At 74.2% G+C, this 16117-nt stretch carries 13 protein-coding genes; 7 read left to right on the forward strand and 6 right to left on the reverse strand.

The window, feature by feature from the left end:
- The first annotated feature begins 208 nt into the window (after window positions 1–208).
- On the forward strand, window positions 209–1147 hold the full coding sequence (sepH, locus tag E8D34_RS02430; protein WP_136593011.1) for a septation protein SepH: 939 nt from the start codon (window positions 209–211) through the stop codon (window positions 1145–1147).
- Between the two features lie 106 nt (window positions 1148–1253).
- Complete coding sequence (locus tag E8D34_RS02435) at window positions 1254–1691, forward strand: hypothetical protein (RefSeq protein ID WP_136593012.1); 438 nt, start codon at window positions 1254–1256, stop codon at window positions 1689–1691.
- Window positions 1692–1716: 25 nt separating this feature from the next.
- On the opposite strand, the gene E8D34_RS02440 is transcribed toward E8D34_RS02435, so the two are convergent.
- Together E8D34_RS02440 and E8D34_RS02445 are read right to left on the reverse strand one after the other, a co-directional pair.
- Window positions 1717–3192: a glutamate--cysteine ligase gene (locus tag E8D34_RS02440; protein WP_136593013.1), complete on the reverse strand. Its 1476-nt coding sequence runs from the start codon at window positions 3190–3192 to the stop codon at window positions 1717–1719.
- A 60-nt stretch (window positions 3193–3252) separates the two neighbouring features.
- A complete protein-coding gene (locus tag E8D34_RS02445; protein WP_136593014.1) occupies window positions 3253–4326 on the reverse strand; it encodes a DUF4192 domain-containing protein in 1074 nt (357 codons plus the stop codon).
- A 132-nt stretch (window positions 4327–4458) separates the two neighbouring features.
- On the opposite strand from E8D34_RS02445, the gene E8D34_RS02450 reads away from it, so the two are divergent.
- From E8D34_RS02450 to E8D34_RS02460, 3 genes are all read left to right on the forward strand, one after another.
- Entirely contained in the window at window positions 4459–5907 is a 1449-nt protein-coding gene (locus E8D34_RS02450; RefSeq protein WP_136593015.1) for a DNA polymerase IV, read from the forward strand.
- A gap of 9 nt (window positions 5908–5916) precedes the next feature.
- Window positions 5917–8142, forward strand: coding sequence for a S9 family peptidase (locus E8D34_RS02455; protein WP_136593016.1), 2226 nt, complete (start codon window positions 5917–5919; stop codon window positions 8140–8142).
- A gap of 198 nt (window positions 8143–8340) precedes the next feature.
- Window positions 8341–9315 (forward strand): sigma-70 family RNA polymerase sigma factor, encoded by a 975-nt coding sequence (locus E8D34_RS02460; RefSeq protein ID WP_136593017.1) that lies wholly within the window; start codon window positions 8341–8343, stop codon window positions 9313–9315.
- 21 nt (window positions 9316–9336) lie between these two features.
- On the opposite strand, the gene coaE is transcribed toward E8D34_RS02460, so the two are convergent.
- The gene (gene coaE, locus E8D34_RS02465) at window positions 9337–9921 is read right to left on the reverse strand and encodes a dephospho-CoA kinase (RefSeq protein ID WP_136593018.1); all 585 of its coding nucleotides are present in this window, start codon (window positions 9919–9921) and stop codon (window positions 9337–9339) included.
- Between the two features lie 62 nt (window positions 9922–9983).
- Between coaE and E8D34_RS02470 the strand changes: the two genes are divergently transcribed.
- The gene (locus E8D34_RS02470; RefSeq protein ID WP_136593019.1) at window positions 9984–11297 is read left to right on the forward strand and encodes an AMP-binding protein; all 1314 of its coding nucleotides are present in this window, start codon (window positions 9984–9986) and stop codon (window positions 11295–11297) included.
- On the opposite strand, the gene E8D34_RS02475 is transcribed toward E8D34_RS02470, so the two are convergent.
- Complete coding sequence (locus E8D34_RS02475; protein ID WP_136593020.1) at window positions 11282–12226, reverse strand: helix-turn-helix domain-containing protein; 945 nt, start codon at window positions 12224–12226, stop codon at window positions 11282–11284. The two genes, E8D34_RS02470 and E8D34_RS02475, sit on opposite strands and share 16 nt — an antisense overlap.
- A gap of 93 nt (window positions 12227–12319) precedes the next feature.
- Here E8D34_RS02475 and E8D34_RS02480 point away from each other — a divergent pair, with 93 nt between their 5' ends.
- Complete coding sequence (locus tag E8D34_RS02480) at window positions 12320–12559, forward strand: hypothetical protein (protein ID WP_136593021.1); 240 nt, start codon at window positions 12320–12322, stop codon at window positions 12557–12559.
- A gap of 28 nt (window positions 12560–12587) precedes the next feature.
- Here E8D34_RS02480 and E8D34_RS02485 read toward each other — a convergent pair whose 3' ends face one another.
- Window positions 12588–13910 carry a GDSL-type esterase/lipase family protein gene (locus E8D34_RS02485; RefSeq protein ID WP_168929310.1) on the reverse strand — a complete coding sequence of 441 codons (1323 nt, stop codon included), beginning with the start codon at window positions 13908–13910 and terminating at the stop codon, window positions 12588–12590.
- Window positions 13907–16009, reverse strand: a complete 2103-nt coding sequence (locus tag E8D34_RS02490) for an aryl-sulfate sulfotransferase (RefSeq protein WP_136593023.1) — start codon at window positions 16007–16009, stop codon at window positions 13907–13909. The genes E8D34_RS02485 and E8D34_RS02490 overlap by 4 nt, the downstream gene beginning before the upstream one ends.
- Window positions 16010–16117 lie beyond the last annotated feature (108 nt).

Consider the following 16117-nt stretch of genomic DNA (forward strand, 5'->3'; position numbering starts at 1 on the left):
GGCGCGCCCTCGCGCGACCGCCGCCCCGCGACCCGGGAACACGAAGCAAAATGTCGACAGATCACCCCCGCGCCGGGCGCGCCTCGCGATCCGGGAGGGCCCGAGGCGTAGGCTCACGGCAGGCTGGAAGTGGTCTAGCGACCGCCGCCGGCCGAGCCCCAGCCGAACACGGCGAACCGACCACCACCACGACACGAAGCAGGCACCGATGACCCACCTCACGCTCGCTGGCCTCAGCGAGGACGGGCGTCGTCTGCGCCTGGTGAGCGACGAGGGTGCCGAATTCACCGTCGACATCAACGCGGCGCTCCGCGCCGTGATCAGCGGCCCCACCGCACGCATCGGCCAGTTGGAGACCAAGATGAACAGCACCCTGCGCCCGCGCGACATCCAGACCCGCATCCGCTCCGGAGAGTCCCCCGAGTCGGTCGCCGAGGCCGCCGGGACCACGGTCGAGGCGATCATGCCCTACGTCGCTCCCGTGGTGGCCGAGCGCGAGCACGTGGCCGAGCGCGCACAGCGCTCCTCGCTGCGCCGCGGCGCGGGTGAGGGCGGGGCGGCGACGCCCGGGCGCGTGCTGGGCGACATCGTCGCGGCGCACCTGCGCAGCGTGGAGGCAGACCCCAACGCCGTCGAGTGGGACGCGTTCCGCCGCGAGACCGGCCGCTGGGTGCTGTCCGCCAGCTATGCGACCGCGGCGCGCAGCGGCACCGCTCGGTTCACCTTCGACCCGCCGGGCAACTACGCGACCGCCGACAACGACGACGCCCGCTGGCTGGTCGGCGATCTGGTCGACGACGCACCCGCACCCCGCGACGACCTGCTGCACGCGCGCCAGCGGCGCCTGGCCGCGGTGGCCGAGGACCTGCCGCTCGGTGACGACGCCCTGGACCTGGCCATCCCGCTGCCGTCCGACGCGCCGCCGGCGCCGGCAGCCCAGCAGGGGCACGCCGCCGAGGCGGGTGCCGCCGCGGGACGCCACGAGCCGCCGGCGCCGGAGCCGGTGCTCGAGCAGCCGGTCCTGGAGGAGGACGAGCTCCAGCCGACGGCGGATGCCGACCCGCGCCCGCGGCGCCCCGCGAAGAAGCGCGGCCGCGCCTCGGTGCCGAGCTGGGACGAGATCATGTTCGGCGGCGGCGACCAGTAGGTTCCGCGCCGGCCTCCGGTCCCACGGCCCCGAGGTCGGAGCCCGGCGGTCCGCACCCTGTGGATCGAGGCCGCGGGACCCCGCCGCGGTGCGGGACCCTTCCCGGGTGAGCCACCGCGAACGACAGGGCATCCTCGAGCCGGTTCCGCACGCGCTGGCCAGGGTGCTGCGCCGTGCCGTGCTCGAGCACGGGCGATCCGAGGAGCGTCGCTCCTACCCGCCCACGCTGCGCGTCGGCTTTCCCGGCGGCGCGCAGCGCTGCCTGGAGGTGGGGGCGCCGTCCGCGTTCGACCACACGCTCCGCACCGAGGTGGCCCAGGCGATCGCTCGCGACTTCCTGGTCGCGGGCCGGGTGCCGCTGCTGTGGCTCACGCGGCCCTTCCACGCGGGTGACGAGCACGACCGTCCGTGGTCCGCCGCCGTGCACGCGGCCGGCAGCGAGCTCGGGGTGGCGCTCGACCTGGTGGTCGTCACGAAGCAGTCCTGGCGCGACCCGCGCACCACGACCGGCCGGACCTGGCAGCGGCCGATCCGCGTCCGCTGAGGCCGACCGACCTCGGCGCCCTCGCCTACCAGGTGTGCACCGGCTGGTTCGAGTGCATCCGCTCGCGGTAGTCCCGCAGCACGGTCCGCAACGCATCGAGCCGCTGCTCCAGCGACGAACCGCCGGACCCGACCTCTGCCATCCGCTCCACGAACCAGGTGGCGCCGTTGCGTCCGGTGAGGCAGCGCTGCTCGATGATGCCGAGGTAGCGGTCGATCTCGTCGCCCCCGACACCCCAGGCCCGTAGCCCGTCGGCGGCCATGGGCAGCAGCTTGCGCAGCACCAGCTCCGCCACCGGGACCCCGCCGACCCCCGGCCAGTAGACGACCGCGTCGATGCCGTCGCGCGAGCCCGCGTGGAAGTTCTCCTCGGCGACCCCGAACGACATCTGCGACCACAGCGGCCGATCGCTCTCGGCGAGGGCGCGGACCAGGCCGAAGTAGAACGCCGCGTTGGCGACGGTGTCCACCACGGTCGGGCCCGCGGCGAGCACCCGGTTCTCGACGCGCAGGTGCGGGACGCCGTTGCGGATGTCGTAGACCGGACGGTTCCAGCGGTAGATGGTCCCGTTGTGCAGCCGCAGCTCCGAGAGCGTGGGCGTGCCGCCGGCCTCCAGCACGGTCAGCGGGTCCTCCTCGTCGGTGACCGGCAGCAGGGCCGGGAAGTAGCGGACGTTCTCCTCGAACAGGTCGAAGACCGACGTGATCCACCGCTCGCCGAACCACACCCGGGGGCGCACCCCCTGTGCCTTGAGCTCCTCGCTGCGCGTGTCGGTGGCCTGCTCGAAGAGGGGGACCCGGGTCTCGCGCCACAGCCGCTTCCCGAGCAGGTACGGCGAGTTCGCGGAGAGCCCGAGCTGCACCCCCGCGATCGCCTGGGAGGCGTTCCAGTACGCCGCGAACCGCTCCGGCGAGGTCTGCAGGTGCAGCTGGGTGCTGGTGCAGGCCGCCTCCGGCATGATCGAGTCCGCGGTCGTGCGCAGCCGCTCGTCGCCGATGATGTCGATCACGATGTCCTCGCCGCGGGCCCGCAGGATCTGCTCGTCGAGGAGCTTGTAGCGGGGATTGGCGCTGATCGTCTCCTCGGTCAGGTGCTCGGGGGTCAGCGTCGGCAGGATCCCGATCATCACCAGGTGCGCGTCGATCTGCGCCGATCGCTGCTCCGCCGCGTTGAGGCTGCGCCGCAAGGCCTCCTCGTAGCGGCGCAGGCCTCCCCCGCGCAGGAAGCCCGGCTCGACGTTCATCTCGATGTTGAACCGCCCCAGCTCGGTCTGGAAGTCCGGGTCGGCGATCAGCGCGAGCGCCTCGGCGTTGCGCAGTGCCGGGTCGCCGTTGGGGTCGACGAGGTTGAGCTCGACCTCCAGCCCGGTCATCGGGTCGTCGGTGTCGAAGATCGACTCGGCCAGCATCCGCTCGAAGACATCGAGACACCGATGCACCTTCGCCCGGTGCCGGGTGCGGTCGGCACGGCTGAATTCCTGGGGATCGACGTCCAGGCCCATGAAGCGAGGTTAGCCCGGAACGGCTCGATCAAACCCGGGCGCGCGCAGACGCGGGTGCGGTCATCGACCCTCCTGGTCCCGGCATCGACCCGGTGGCACCGCCATCTCCAGGAGGGCGGCCAGTCGGGCGGCGCCGGGATCGTCCGGCGCGAGCGCGCGACACCGGTCGACCGCAGCCCAGGCCATCGCTCCGTCGCCGGCGCGCCAGGCACTGAAGCCGAGCAGCGTCGCGACGGCGGGCACGTAGGCCTCCGGCACCTGCGGGAGCACCCCCGCCCACGTCCACCGCTCCGACTCGGCGTCGCCGCCCGCCGCTCCCAGCAGGACCTCGGCCGGCGGCAGGGGTGGGTCTCCCAGGGCCACCAGGAGCTCGGCCACGGCCGCCGGTCCCGGCGGCGCGCACCCCTGGTGACGGCGGACCCAGGCGAGCACGCTCTCAAGGTCGGGGCCGACCGCGACGCGACGCGGAACGGCCGCGGCGGGGGCATCGGTCAGGGCATCGGCGAGGGCATCGGCGAGGGCATCGGCGAGGGCATCGGCGAGGGCATGGGCGACGGCCGCGACCGCGGCGGGATCCGATGCGAGCGAGGCGACCATCTCGTCGCGGCTGCGGAACGGGAGCCGCCCTTCCACCAGAGCCTGGACCACGAACGGGTGGCTGCTCACGTCGTACTCCACCGGGGCCTCGCCCTGCGGTTGCCCGACGCGGTCCAGCCGGCGGTAGCGCCGACCGTCGGCCCAGAGCGCCTGCAGGACGTCGATGCCGCTGCGTCGCGCGCCGCGGCGCAGCGCGGCCCAGGCCGCCTCCACGGCACCTGCCTCCGCGGCGGAGGAGTCGCTGTAGAAGAGAAGGACGACGCCCCGAACCCCGTGGCGGCGGGCAGGCTCCAGGAGGAGCTCGCCGACCGCGGACGCCTCGGCCCCGCCGGAGGGCAGGTCGAGCCGGGCGTGGAACGGCCGGGGCGCCCCGAAGGTCAGCATCACCACCGACCGCTCCGGCCAGAAGCCGAGCAGCACCGGGGCCAGGGCCAGCAGGTCCTCGGTCGATCGCGCGGTCAGCCGCAGCGGTGGGCGCCCGGCCGGGGGCGGGACGCGCTCGGGCCGCTGCTCGGGGACTCCTGGTGTGATCGCCATGTGCCGACCCTGGCGGTCCCCGCCCGGCGCACCGCGGCGCCGAGGGCGGGCTGGGGACCTCCCCGCGCGGCCGAACGGGCTGTGGACGACCGGGTGGCTCGTGGTGGGAGTGCCGGGGGCTACGGTGCACCCGTGCGCGCCCAGGCCTCGGTCCTCCACCTGGACCTCGACGCCTTCTTCGCCGCCGTCGAGCAGCGGGACAAGCCGTCCCTGCGCGGCCGGCCGGTGGTGGTCGGCGGCACGGGCGGGCGCGGCGTGGTCTCCACCGCCTCCTACGAGGCCCGGGCCTTCGGGGTCCGGTCGGCGATGTCGACCCGTGAGGCCCGCGCCCGGTGCCCCCACGCGGCGTACCTCTCCGGCCGGTTCGCCGCCTACCGCCAGACCAGCCGCGCCGTCATGGACCTGCTCCGCTCGTACTCGCCGCTGGTGGAACCGCTCTCGCTCGACGAGGCGTTCGTCGACCTGACCCGCGCCGACCTGCCCGACCTCGACCTGGGCACCGTCACGGCCTTCGCCGACCGGCTGCGCCGCGAGGTCACCGAGGTCACCGGCGGCCTGACCGCCTCGGTCGGCCTCGGCAGCTCGAAGCTCATCGCCAAGATCGCCAGCGACCTGGACAAGCCGGACGGGCTCGTCGTCGTCCCGCCGGGCACCGAACGGGACTTCCTCAGGCCGTTGAAGGTCGGCGTGATCCCGGGTGTGGGCCCGGCCACCGCGGAGCGGCTGCGCCGCCTCGGCGTCCACACCGTCGCCGAGCTCGAGCGGCTCGGGGAGGACGAGCTGGTCCGGGAGATCGGCCGGGCCCACGGCCAGTCGCTCTTCCGGCTGGCCCGGGCGCAGGACGACCGGCCGGTCGAGCCGGAGCGCGAGGCGAAGTCCGTCAGCGTGGAGTCCACCTACGAGCACGACCTGACCGACCGCCGCCAGATGGAGGCGATCCTCACCCGACAGGCCGGAGAGGTCGCCCGTCGCCTGTCCGACGGCGGCGTCTCGGGCCGGACCGTCACGATCAAGGTGCGGCTCTACGACTTCTCCACCTCGAGCAGGTCCAGCACGCTGGCCTCGCCCACCGACAGCGCGACCACCATCGGACGCGTGGCGCGCGGCCTGCTGGCCGACCTCGACACCTCCGGCGGCGTCCGGCTCCTGGGTGTGGGTGTCGCAGGGCTGGCGGACTGGGTCCAGGAGGACCTCTTCGGCACCGAGGACGAGCCCGGCGACGAGCCCGGCGTCGAGCCCGGCACCCCGCCCGGGACCGCCGACTCCGAGGCTGCCGTTTCCGAGGCTGCCCGGTCCGAGGCTGCCCAGTCCGAGGCTGCCGCGTCGCGGCCTGTCGCCTCCGGCCCTGCCGCCCCACCGCAGGAGGCCGGCGCGCGCGCCCCGCACGATTGGCCGCCGGGCGCCGACGTCGAGCATGCCGAGCACGGCAGGGGCTGGGTGTGGGGCGCGGGGCGCGGGGTCGTGACGGTCCGGTTCGAGACCGCGGAGACCGGGCCGGGCCCGGTCCGCTCCCTCCGCGCCGACGACCCGGACCTGCACCGATGGCGCCCTCCCCGCGACGAGGACGGAGCGTCCGGCTAGCGTTCCCACATGGCCCCCGCCTCTCCCGCCTCCCCCACCTCGCCCGACACCGCAGCCACCGCTGCCACCGACGCCACGGCAGTCCCGCCGGCCGCCCCGCCGGTCGCGGCCCGGCGCCCGGTCACGACGACCCACCACGGCCGGGAGCGCGTCGACGAGTACGACTGGCTGCGCGCCAAGGAGGACCCGGAGGTGCTCGGCTACCTGGAGGCCGAGAACGCCTGGACCGACGCCCGCACCGCCCACCTGGCCCACCTGCGGGCGACGATCTACGAGGAGATCAAGGCGCGCACGCTGGAGACCGACCTCTCGGTGCCGACGCGCGTGCGCGGGTACTGGTACTACAGCCGCTCCTTCGAGGGGAAGCAGTACGGCGCCAGCTGCCGGGTCGCGGTGACCGACCCCGCCGACTGGACCCCGCCGATGCCCGCCGCGGACGCGCTGCCCGACCAGCCCGCGCTGCCCGGCGAGGAGGTGCTGCTCGATCTCAACGAGCTCGCCGAGGGCCACGAGTTCTTCTCCCTCGGCGGGTCGGCGGTGAGCTCGGACGACCGGATCCTGGCCTACGCGACCGACGTCGTCGGCGACGAGCGCTACACCGTCCGCTTCCTCGACCTGGTCACGCGCGAGCACCTGGCCGACGAGCTCACCGACGTGCTCGGCGGCGTCACCTGGGGCACCGGGACCGGACACTGCTACTACACGACCGTCGACGAGACCTGGCGGCCGGACAAGGTCTGGCGGCACCGCCTGGGCACCGCGCAGAGCGAGGACGAGCTGGTCTTCCACGAGCCCGACGGCCGGTTCAACGTCGGGGTCGGGCGCACCCGCAGCCGCCGGTTCGTGGTGGTCGCGGCGGGCTCGCGCACGACCACCGAGTACCACCTGCTCGACGCCGGCGACCCTGCCGCCGTGCCGCAGGTCTTCGCCGAGCGCAGCGAGGGCATCGAGTACTCCCTGGACCACCTCGTCGTCGGCGGCCAGGACCGCTTCGTGGTGCTGCACAACGCCACCGGCCCCGAGTTCGAGCTCGGGTACGCCGCCGGGCCGGCGCCGGCCGCGGAGTGGACGCCCCTGCTCCCCCACGACCTGGCCGTGCGCCTGGAGGACGTCGACGCCTTCGCGGGCCACGTCGTCGTCCAGCAGCGCAGCGAGGGCCGGACCCGGGTGCGCGTGCTGACGCTGGGCACCGACCCCGACGACCCGGTCGTCGATGACCGGCTGCTGGAGCTGGGCGGCGAGCTGGCCACCGTGGGGCTGGGCGGCAACCCGTCGTTCGAGCAGCCCCGGATCCGGGTCGGGATGACGAGCATGGCCCAGCCGTCCTCGGTCTACGACGTCGACCTGGCCACGTCCGCGGCGACGCTGCTGAAGCGGGCGCCGGTGCTCGGCGGCTACGACCCGGCCGACTACGAGGAGCACCGGCTGTGGGCCACCGCGCCCGACGGGACGCAGGTTCCGATCTCGCTGGTCGTGCGCAAGGGCGCCCGCGGCGCCGGGCAGGAGGGCACCGCGCAGCCGGTCCCCCTGGTGCTCTACGGCTACGGGGCCTACGAGGCCTCGATGGACCCGTACTTCTCGATCTCCCGCGTCTCCCTGCTCGACCGCGGCGCCGCCTTCGCGATCGCGCACGTGCGCGGCGGCGGCGAGATGGGCCGGCACTGGTACGACGACGGGAAGATGGAGAACAAGCAGCACACCTTCGACGACTTCATCGCCTGCGCGCGGCACCTGGTCGCCGAGGGCTGGACCACCGCGGACCGGCTGGTGGCCCAGGGCGGCAGCGCCGGCGGGCTGCTGATGGGCGCCGTGGCCAACCAGGCGCCGGACGCGTTCGGTGGCATCGTCGCCGAGGTGCCGTTCGTGGACGCGCTGACCTCGATGCTGGACTCGTCCCTGCCGCTGACCATCGGCGAGTACGACGAGTGGGGCAACCCCGAGGGGGACGCCGAGGCCTACGACCGGATCGCCGGCTACGCGCCGTACGACAACGTCGCCGACCTGCCCTACCCGCCGATCCTGGCGATCACCTCGCTCAACGACACCCGGGTGCTCTACGTCGAGCCCGCGAAGTGGGTGGCCCGGATCCGCGCCACCGCGCCCGGGGCCGACGTACTGCTCAAGACGGAGATGGCGGCCGGGCACGGCGGCGTCTCGGGGCGCTACCGGGCCTGGGAGGAGGTCGCGTTCTCCCAGGCGTGGATCCTGGACCGCCTCGGCCTCGCCGGCTCCTGACCGAGGGCTCGCTCGGGTCGCCCGGAGGGCGCCGCCAAGTTGAGAACTCCCTGAGAGTCCGCCTTCGGAGCAACTTCCAGGTTTGCCGGGTCGTCTGAACCGGTAAGAGCGCGGGTGGGGTGCCGGGAATCGGGTACCCGACGTAAGCGTTGGAACCAGAGCCGGGCCCCCTGTGCCCGACTGCGAAGGAGGTTCGCGATGGCGACTGCAGTGAGCAGGACCGCGGGAGCGCGGCGGAGTACCGGACGCGAGATCGAGGGCCGCGACAGCGTCGGTCTCTACCTCGACGAGATCGCCCGCACGCCGCTCCTGGACGCAGCCCGCGAGGTCGAGCTGGCCAAGGCGATCGAGGCCGGCCTCCTCGCCGAGCGCCTCCTGGCCGAGGGACGCTACGGGCGTCGCAAGGGGTCGCCGAAGGGCAGCCCGACGCGTGAGGAGCTGGAGTGGCTGGCCGAGGAGGGCCAGAAGGCGATCGACGAGTTCATCACCGCCAACCTGCGTCTGGTGGTCTCGATCGCGCGCAAGTACGGGCGCGCCCAGATGCCGATGCTGGACCTGATCCAGGAGGGCAACACCGGCCTGATCCGCGCCGTGGAGAAGTTCGACTACGCCAAGGGCTACAAGTTCTCGACCTACGCCACCTGGTGGGTGCGCCAGGCGATCACCCGCGGCATCGCCCAGCAGGCCCGCGTGGTGCGGCTGCCGGTGCACGTGGTGGAGGAGCTCAACCAGGTCAGCGGCGCGCGACGCACGCTGGAGCGCCAGCTGGGCCGCGAGCCGGAGCCGGCGGAGATCGCCGGCGAGCTCGGCATGGACGTCGAGCGGGTCCTCGACCTGATGTCCTGGGGTCGTGACCACGTCAGCCTGGACACCCCGGTGGACGAGGACGGCGACACCTCGCTGGGCGACCTGATGGCCCAGGAGACCGTGCCGAGCCCCGACCTGACGGTGCTCGACACCGAGTCGCGGGACCGGCTCAACGTGCTGGTCGACCAGCTCGACGCCCGGGCGGCGGACATCATCCGGGCCCGCTACGGCCTGGTCGACGGTCGCCAGCACAAGCTGGCCGACATCGGCACCAAGCACGGCATCTCGGCCGAGCGGGTGCGCCAGCTGGAGCGGGAGGCGCTGCAGAAGCTGCGCCGCCTCGGCGACCCGGACCTGGCCGCCTGACCCACCCACACACAGCGCGAGCTACGTGGTGAGCGCGCGGAAGATCTCGGTCACCCGCTGGCGCAGGTCCTCCAGCGAGCCGGTGTTCTCGATGACGTGCGTCGCGATCGCCCGGCGCTGCTCGCGGGTGGCCTGCGCCGCGATCCGCCCCGAGGCGTCCTCGGTGGTCCAGCCGCGGTCGCGCAGCATCCGCTCCACCTGCACCTCGTGCGGCACGTCGACGACGATCACCGCGTCGAACTCCTCGTGCCGCCCGGACTCGGCCAGCAGCGGGATGTCGTGCACCACGACCGCACCCTCGGGCGCCTCGGCCTCGCGGGCGGCGTAGAGCTCGAAGACGAGTGGGTGCACGATCGCCTCGAGCCGGCGCCGCTGCTCGGCGTCGTTGAAGACGATGGCGCCGACCTTGGCCCGGTCCAACCCGCCGGAGGCGTCCAGCACGTCCTCGCCGAACGCCTCCACCACCGCCGCCAGCCCGGGTGTGCCCGGCTCGACCACCTCGCGGGCGAGCCGGTCGGCGTCGATCACCACCGCTCCGAGCTCGGCCAGGATCCCGGCCACCGTGCTCTTGCCCGACGCGACACCGCCGGTGAGTCCTACGCGCATGCCGGCAAGGCTAGCGGCGCCCCGGCCCGCCGCCCCCGGCGGCGGGCCGGCACAATCGGCGCATGACCGCGGCCACCAGCCACCCCACCCTCTCCCCCGGTGACCGGGTGGCGCTCCTGGTCCCCGGCAGCGAGACCTACCTGGACACGGTGCACCGGCTCCTCACCTCCGCGATCCTGCCGATCCCGCTCGACCCGCGGCTGACCGAGGACGAGCGGGCGCGGATCCTGGCCGTGGTCCGACCGCACCGCGTGGTCGCCGATGCGGACGCGCTGGCCGCCCTGCACGCCGACCTGGTCCGCACGCTGCCCGAGCCCGGGCTCCCCCTGGCCCGACCGATGCACTGCACCAGCGGCACCACGGGTACGCCGAAGGGCGTCGACTCCGGCGTCCTGTCCCGCGCCGCGGCCCAGGCCCTGGTCGACGAGGAGCGCGCGCTGTGGGGGTTCCGCGACGACGACGTGCACCTGGTGCTCAGCCCGCTCTACCACTCCGCGCCGCTGCGGTTCGCGCTCGGCACCCGCCTGGCCGGCGGCCGCGTGGTGCTGCCCGGCCACTTCGACCCCGTGGCGGTCACCGCGGCCATCGAGCGCGAGCGGCCGACGACGATGTTCTGCGTGCCGGCGCACCTGCAGCGCCTCTTCGCGTACTGGGACCAGGTCGGTTCGCCCGACCTGACCGGATTCCGGCTGGTGGCGCACGCCGGCGCGCCCTGCCCGACGGAGGTGAAGGAGCGGCTGATCGCGGAGTTCCCGGCCGGCAGCACGTGGGAGTTCTACGGCTCCACCGAGGGCCAGTTCACCGCCTGCCGCAGCGAGGAGTGGCAGGAGCGGCGCGGCACCGTCGGTCGGGCCCGGCCCGGCCGGCGGCTCAGCGCCGACCCGGACGGCACCCTGTGGTGCGTGGTGCCGGAGTTCGCACGCTTCTCCTACTTCGGCGACCCCGCCAAGACCGCCGCCGCCTGGCGGGAGACCCCGGACGGGCCCGCGTTCACCGTCGGCGACCACGGACGGATCGACGCCGACGGCTACGTCTACCTCGACGGCCGGCGCGAGGACCTGATCATCACCGGCGGGGTGAACGTCTACCCCACCGAGGTCGAGCTCGTCCTGGGAGGCTGCCCCGGCGTCGTCGACGTCGCCGTGTACGCCGAGGACGACCCGACCTGGGGCCAGCGGGTCTGTGCGGCGGTGGTCGTCGCCGCCGAGGACCCGGCGGACGAGGCCGGGCTGGCGGCGTACGCGCGGGAGCACCTGGCGCCGCCCAAGCGACCGAAGACCTGGCGGTTCCTGCCGGAGCTGCCGCGCACCCTCACCGGCAAGGTACGCCGCGACCAGCTGCTGCCGCGACCGAGCACGCCTCAGCAGGCGAACTGACGCCGGTACTCCAGCGGGCTGACCCCGCGCACGCGGCTGAAGTGGTGGCGCAGCGTGGCGGCATTGGCGAAGCCGACCTCGCTGGCGATCCGCTCCACCGGGTGGGCGGTGCCCTCCAGCATCTCCTCCGCGGCGGCGACCCGCTGCCGGGTGACCCAGGTGTGCGGCGTGGTGCCGGTCTCGGCGCGGAACCGGCGGGCGAAGGTCCGCGGTGACATGTGCGCACGCCGCGCGAGCTCGTCGACGCTGTGGTCCTCGCCGAGGTTCTCCACCACCCAGGTGAGCAGCGGTCCGAGGGTGTCGGCGTCGCAGTCGGGCACCGCGCGGGCGATGTACTGGGCCTGGCCGCCGTCGCGGTGCGGCGGTACGACGGCGCGGCGGGCGATCGTGCTGGCCACCGCCGCGCCGTGCTCCTGGCGCCACACGTGCAGGCAGGCATCGAGCCCGGCAGCGGTGCCGGCACTGGTGACCACCTGGCCCGCGTCGACGTAGAGCACCTCGGGCACGACCCGGGCCGTGGGGTGGTCGCGGCGCAGCTTGTCGGTGTACATCCAGTGGGTGGTGCACTCGCGGTCGTCGAGCAGCCCGGCGGCGCCGAGGATGAACGCGCCGGTGCAGACCGACAGGATCCGCGCACCCCGCTCGTAGCCGGCGCGCACCGCGTCGATCACGGACTGCTCGGGCAGCTCGCCGCCCGGGATCGCCGGCACGGCGATCAGGTCGGCCTCGCGGGTGCGCCCGAGGTCGAAGGCCGCCTGCATGGTGAACCCCATCGTGGTCGACATCGGCTCGCTCGTGGCGGCGCAGACGGCGAAGTCGATCGGCGGGACGCCGTCGGCGGTCCGGTCCACCCCGAAGGCCTCGCAGAGCACCCCGAGCTCGAAGGGCGCGACGCCGTCGAAGGCGAGCACCGCGACGTTGGTCAGCATCCAGCCATGGTGCGCCCTGCGTGGCAGCAAATCAACGCATACCGGCTTTTCTGCCACTGGTGGCCGGAAATCCATCGGCGCAGGATTACTGCCATGACCACTCTCATCGCCACCCTGGCCACCTCGATCCCGCTCGCCGCGGCCTTCGCGGCACTCGCCTCCTGGTCCCGCCGCGACCGCTTCGCCGCTCGCAGCGTGCTGCCGGGCGACGTCGTCCCCGCTCCGACCGACGGGACCGCCCCGACCCGCGCGGCCACCCGGCCGGAGAGCGCGACGGCCGCGACCCCGGTCACCCGCAGCCACGGCCGCCGCCTCGTCGCCGACGCGTGCTGATCAGTACCGGACGATCAGTGCCGCCCGATCAGCGCCGGCCCCGGGGGACCCGGATCCGCGCCACGTCGCCGTGGGCTTCGACCAGACGCGACTCGACCCGGACCCGCCAGGCACGGCGCACCGGCAGCCGCCGGGTCGCGAGCCGCGCCGACGGCGTGCGCCCGATCACCACCCAGCGCCCGTGCTGGCGCGCGGTCACGACGTAGTGGTCCGCGGCCGCGACCCGCTGCCAGCGGAGCACCGTGACGCGCTGGTTGCGCCGTGCGACCCTGAACGCCGTCGGCGCCTGCAGCAGAGGCGCCGGCAGGACCGTCACCACGTTGGAGTACACGCCGCCCTCGGGTTCGTCGTCGCCCTTGACCGGCTGCAGCCGGAACTGGTGCCGGTGGCCGTTCGCGAACGACCCGGTCCAGCTCCCGCCGGTCACCTGCCCGGGCAGCCGCCGCCACGGCTCACCGTCGGTGCGGTCACGGGTCCACACGTAGCTGGCGGTGGCGCCGGGCGGACCGGTCCAGTCGAGCGAGACCTGGCCGTCACCTGCGGTCGCGACGAGGTCCGCCCCGGTCCGCGGGCCGACCTCCGGCGTGGGCCACGGCCCCGGCGGGACGTCGACCCCGAGGTCGGCCAGCGCGGTCGCGACCGCGGCGGCGATCCGCACCTCCCCGCGTGCGTTCGGGTGGGTGCCGTCCCAGGTGTCGCGGGCGGCGTCGTAGCCGTCGGCCGTCCGGGCGAGCAGCACCCGCGAGTCGGCGTCGTCGCGCGCGGCGACCTGGTCGCCCAGCAGCGCGTTGAACTCCGGCACCCCGTTCTTCCAGTGCTGCGTCGCCTCGGCCAGGACCAGGTCGACCTCCGGGTCGACGCCGCGCGCGTCGTCCACGAACCGACCCACGCGCGCGCCGACCGTCGCCGGCGGCCGAGCACCCCACGTCAGGTCGTTGACGCCGAGCATCTCGACCACGATGTCGGGCCGGTAGTCGGCCACCAGGGTCTCGATCGGGACGTCCAGGACGTCGACCTGCATCCCCCAGCGCGCAGCGTGGTCACGGTCGAAGTCGGGGTCGGCGTAGTCGAGCGAGCCGGCGTTCCCGGCCACGTTGTCGAAGAGGTCCTCGCGGGGCCCGACGAAGTCCACCGGGGTGGCCGTGCCCCGCAGGCGCTCCCAGAGCCGGTAGCGCCACGTCCAGTCGCCGGCGGAGCCGTGGGTCACCGAGTCGCCGACGATCAGGATCCGGACCGGAGCGGGCGCCGTGCCCTCCCCCGTACCGTCGGCTCGGGCGGCCGCCGGCACGCCGGCGAGCGCCAGCACGAGCGCCAGCACCGAGCCGGCGGCCCGTCGCCGCGCGCTCGTCACCTCTGGACGCGGATGCGGAGGCTGCGGGACGCGTCGGTGCCGGCCGCCGTCGCCCGGAGCTTCACCCCGCTCACGAGCGGCGCGCTCACGGCGGTGCGTCGCACCTTCACGGTCAGCGTCAGCGACGCGCCCGGGGCGAGCCTGGGGGTGCGCCACGTGCCCCGGTTGATCGCGCCCGAGACGTTGCGCTGCCCGACGCGGTAGGCCCAGCGGTGCGCGACGGACCGGGTCGGTGCCGCGACCACGTAGCGCCGGGCACGGAGGGCCTCGTTGGTGATCCTGACCTTCACCCGGCGGCTGGAGCCGACGCGCGGGGTCCGCACCTCGGCGCTCTCGGCCCAGGCTCCGCCGGAGCGGGCGCGCAGGGTCGGGCGAAGGCCGAGGACCGTGTACGTCGCCCGCGCCGTCGTCCGGTTGCCGGCGCCGTCGACCGCGGTCACCGTCGCCGTCCGCGTGCCGGCGCTTCCGGTGCGCACGGCCGTGACCCGGCACGACTGGAGCGTGGAGCCCCCTCGGTCGGTGCACGCCACCTCCGGTGTCACCGCCTCGCCGACCTCGTACCGCGCGCCGCGCGGCAGGATCAGGCGGGCCTCGGGCTTGATCGCGTCCGCGACCTCGCCCCGCGCGGCCCGGTAGCTCATGTTGCTGTAGTTGCCCACCTGGACCGCGGAATCGACCAGCTTCCACACCTCCTCGCCCGCGGCGTCGACCTGGGAGGCCACGGCGCCCTGGTAGGCCGACCAGCCGATCAGGGTGTCGCCGGCGGCGAGGCGCTGGGCCGACCCGGCGAACATCGCGAACCGGTCGGGCTCGTAGCTCGACACCAGCCGCGCCACGCCCTGCGCGGAACCGGTCGGCTCGGACTCCAGGGCGTACTCGGTCACCCTCGTTGAGCCCCGGGCCACCGTCGCTCCGGTCCGATCCGACGGGTCCACGCAGAACGACGGGGCCGCCGGGGAGTTGTCGAGCGAGCCGTTGTCGAACAGCACCAGGTGCCCGTTCGCGAGCGGCCGAACAGTGTGCTGGGCGCACGGCCCGCCGTCGGGGTCGTCCGGGAAGTCGAAGTCGCTCAGCCGGCCGCCGAACCGCCACACCACATCGCCGCGCTGGTACCCGTCGTGGGCGGACCAGGCGATCTTGAAGGCCGCACTGAGGTGCCGGAACGAGGCGAGGACATCGCCGTCGGGAAGCACCTCGACCGAGTTGAGGTGGGCGTAGTCGGTCACTCCCGCCGCGGTCGCCGTGGTCTCCGTCGCCACGTCCACGTGGTCCGCGCTGTTCCAGGTGTAGACGATCTGTCCATCCGACGCGACCTCCTGGATCACGGCGTCGACGAGCCCGGTCGTCGCATTGTCCTCGTAGCCGATGAGGATCCGGCTGCCGTCGGCCCGCAGGATCGAGTCGTGGAAGTTGGTGTTCGCGAATCCCCCACCGGGCGCCAGGACCCGGTGGCTCACCACCGGCGCCAGGGTCTCGTCGAGCTCCAAGATCTCCCAGTCGCCCTCCTTCGGGAAGACGCAGTCGTCGACGCAGCGGGCCACCGAGTAGTGGCCGCCGGGCGCGGGCTTGAAGTCGTGCACCGCGTCACCCAGGTCGTCGACGACGACCGGGACGCCGTGCCTGTCCACGGCCGCGATCCACGATCGGAACGTCAGCAGGGTGGTCCCGACGTCGGCGGAGGGGTCGTTCACCGTCGCGGTCAGGTTCGGGAAGGTCGGCGGGACGACGATCAGCGCGTACGCCGTGGTCGCTGCGCCGTCCTCGATGATCACCGAGATCTCGTCGCCGGCCGTGAGACCGGTCAGCTCGGTCGGGCCGTCGACCTCGGCACCGTCGACGAGCACCCGCCCATCGGGGTCGCTGGTGCTGGCCGCCACCGTGACCCTGCCGTCGGTCCCCTCGCCGGTCCGCACGCTGTAGCGGGTGATGGCCGGGTCAAACGCCGGGCTGAGCGTCACGCCGTCGCCGCCCACCTCGATCCCGTGGGCCGGCGCGACGGTCCGGAGGACCTCAGCGTGCGCGGACGCCGGCGACACCGCCGGCGCCGCCCCCAGGGCCAGGGTCAACCCCAGGCCCACCTTCACTGCCACGTGCTTCACCGACAACGCTCCCCTGCCCCCTTGCTCAGCGACGGCGCCGCCGACGCGCGGGCACCCGGATGTCCAGTCGGCCGACAACATCGCGGTGTGACCGAAATGACGAACGGC

The sequence above is a fragment of the Nocardioides sp. GY 10113 genome, from assembly GCF_004919105.1.
Lineage (GTDB): Bacteria > Actinomycetota > Actinomycetes > Propionibacteriales > Nocardioidaceae > Nocardioides.

What these genes read in the sequence shown, in the direction of transcription:
- sepH (WP_136593011.1), top strand. Translation starts at nt 209, where the DNA reads ATGACCCACCTCACGCTCGCTGGCCTCAGCGAGGACGGGCGTCGTCTG.
- E8D34_RS02440 (WP_136593013.1), bottom strand. Translation starts at nt 3,192, where the DNA reads ATGGGCCTGGACGTCGATCCCCAGGAATTCAGCCGTGCCGACCGCACC.
- E8D34_RS02445 (WP_136593014.1), bottom strand. Translation starts at nt 4,326, where the DNA reads ATGGCGATCACACCAGGAGTCCCCGAGCAGCGGCCCGAGCGCGTCCCG.
- E8D34_RS02455 (WP_136593016.1), top strand. Translation starts at nt 5,917, where the DNA reads ATGGCCCCCGCCTCTCCCGCCTCCCCCACCTCGCCCGACACCGCAGCC.
- E8D34_RS02460 (WP_136593017.1), top strand. Translation starts at nt 8,341, where the DNA reads ATGGCGACTGCAGTGAGCAGGACCGCGGGAGCGCGGCGGAGTACCGGA.
- coaE (WP_136593018.1), bottom strand. Translation starts at nt 9,921, where the DNA reads ATGCGCGTAGGACTCACCGGCGGTGTCGCGTCGGGCAAGAGCACGGTG.
- E8D34_RS02470 (WP_136593019.1), top strand. Translation starts at nt 9,984, where the DNA reads ATGACCGCGGCCACCAGCCACCCCACCCTCTCCCCCGGTGACCGGGTG.
- E8D34_RS02475 (WP_136593020.1), bottom strand. Translation starts at nt 12,226, where the DNA reads ATGCTGACCAACGTCGCGGTGCTCGCCTTCGACGGCGTCGCGCCCTTC.
- E8D34_RS02480 (WP_136593021.1), top strand. Translation starts at nt 12,320, where the DNA reads ATGACCACTCTCATCGCCACCCTGGCCACCTCGATCCCGCTCGCCGCG.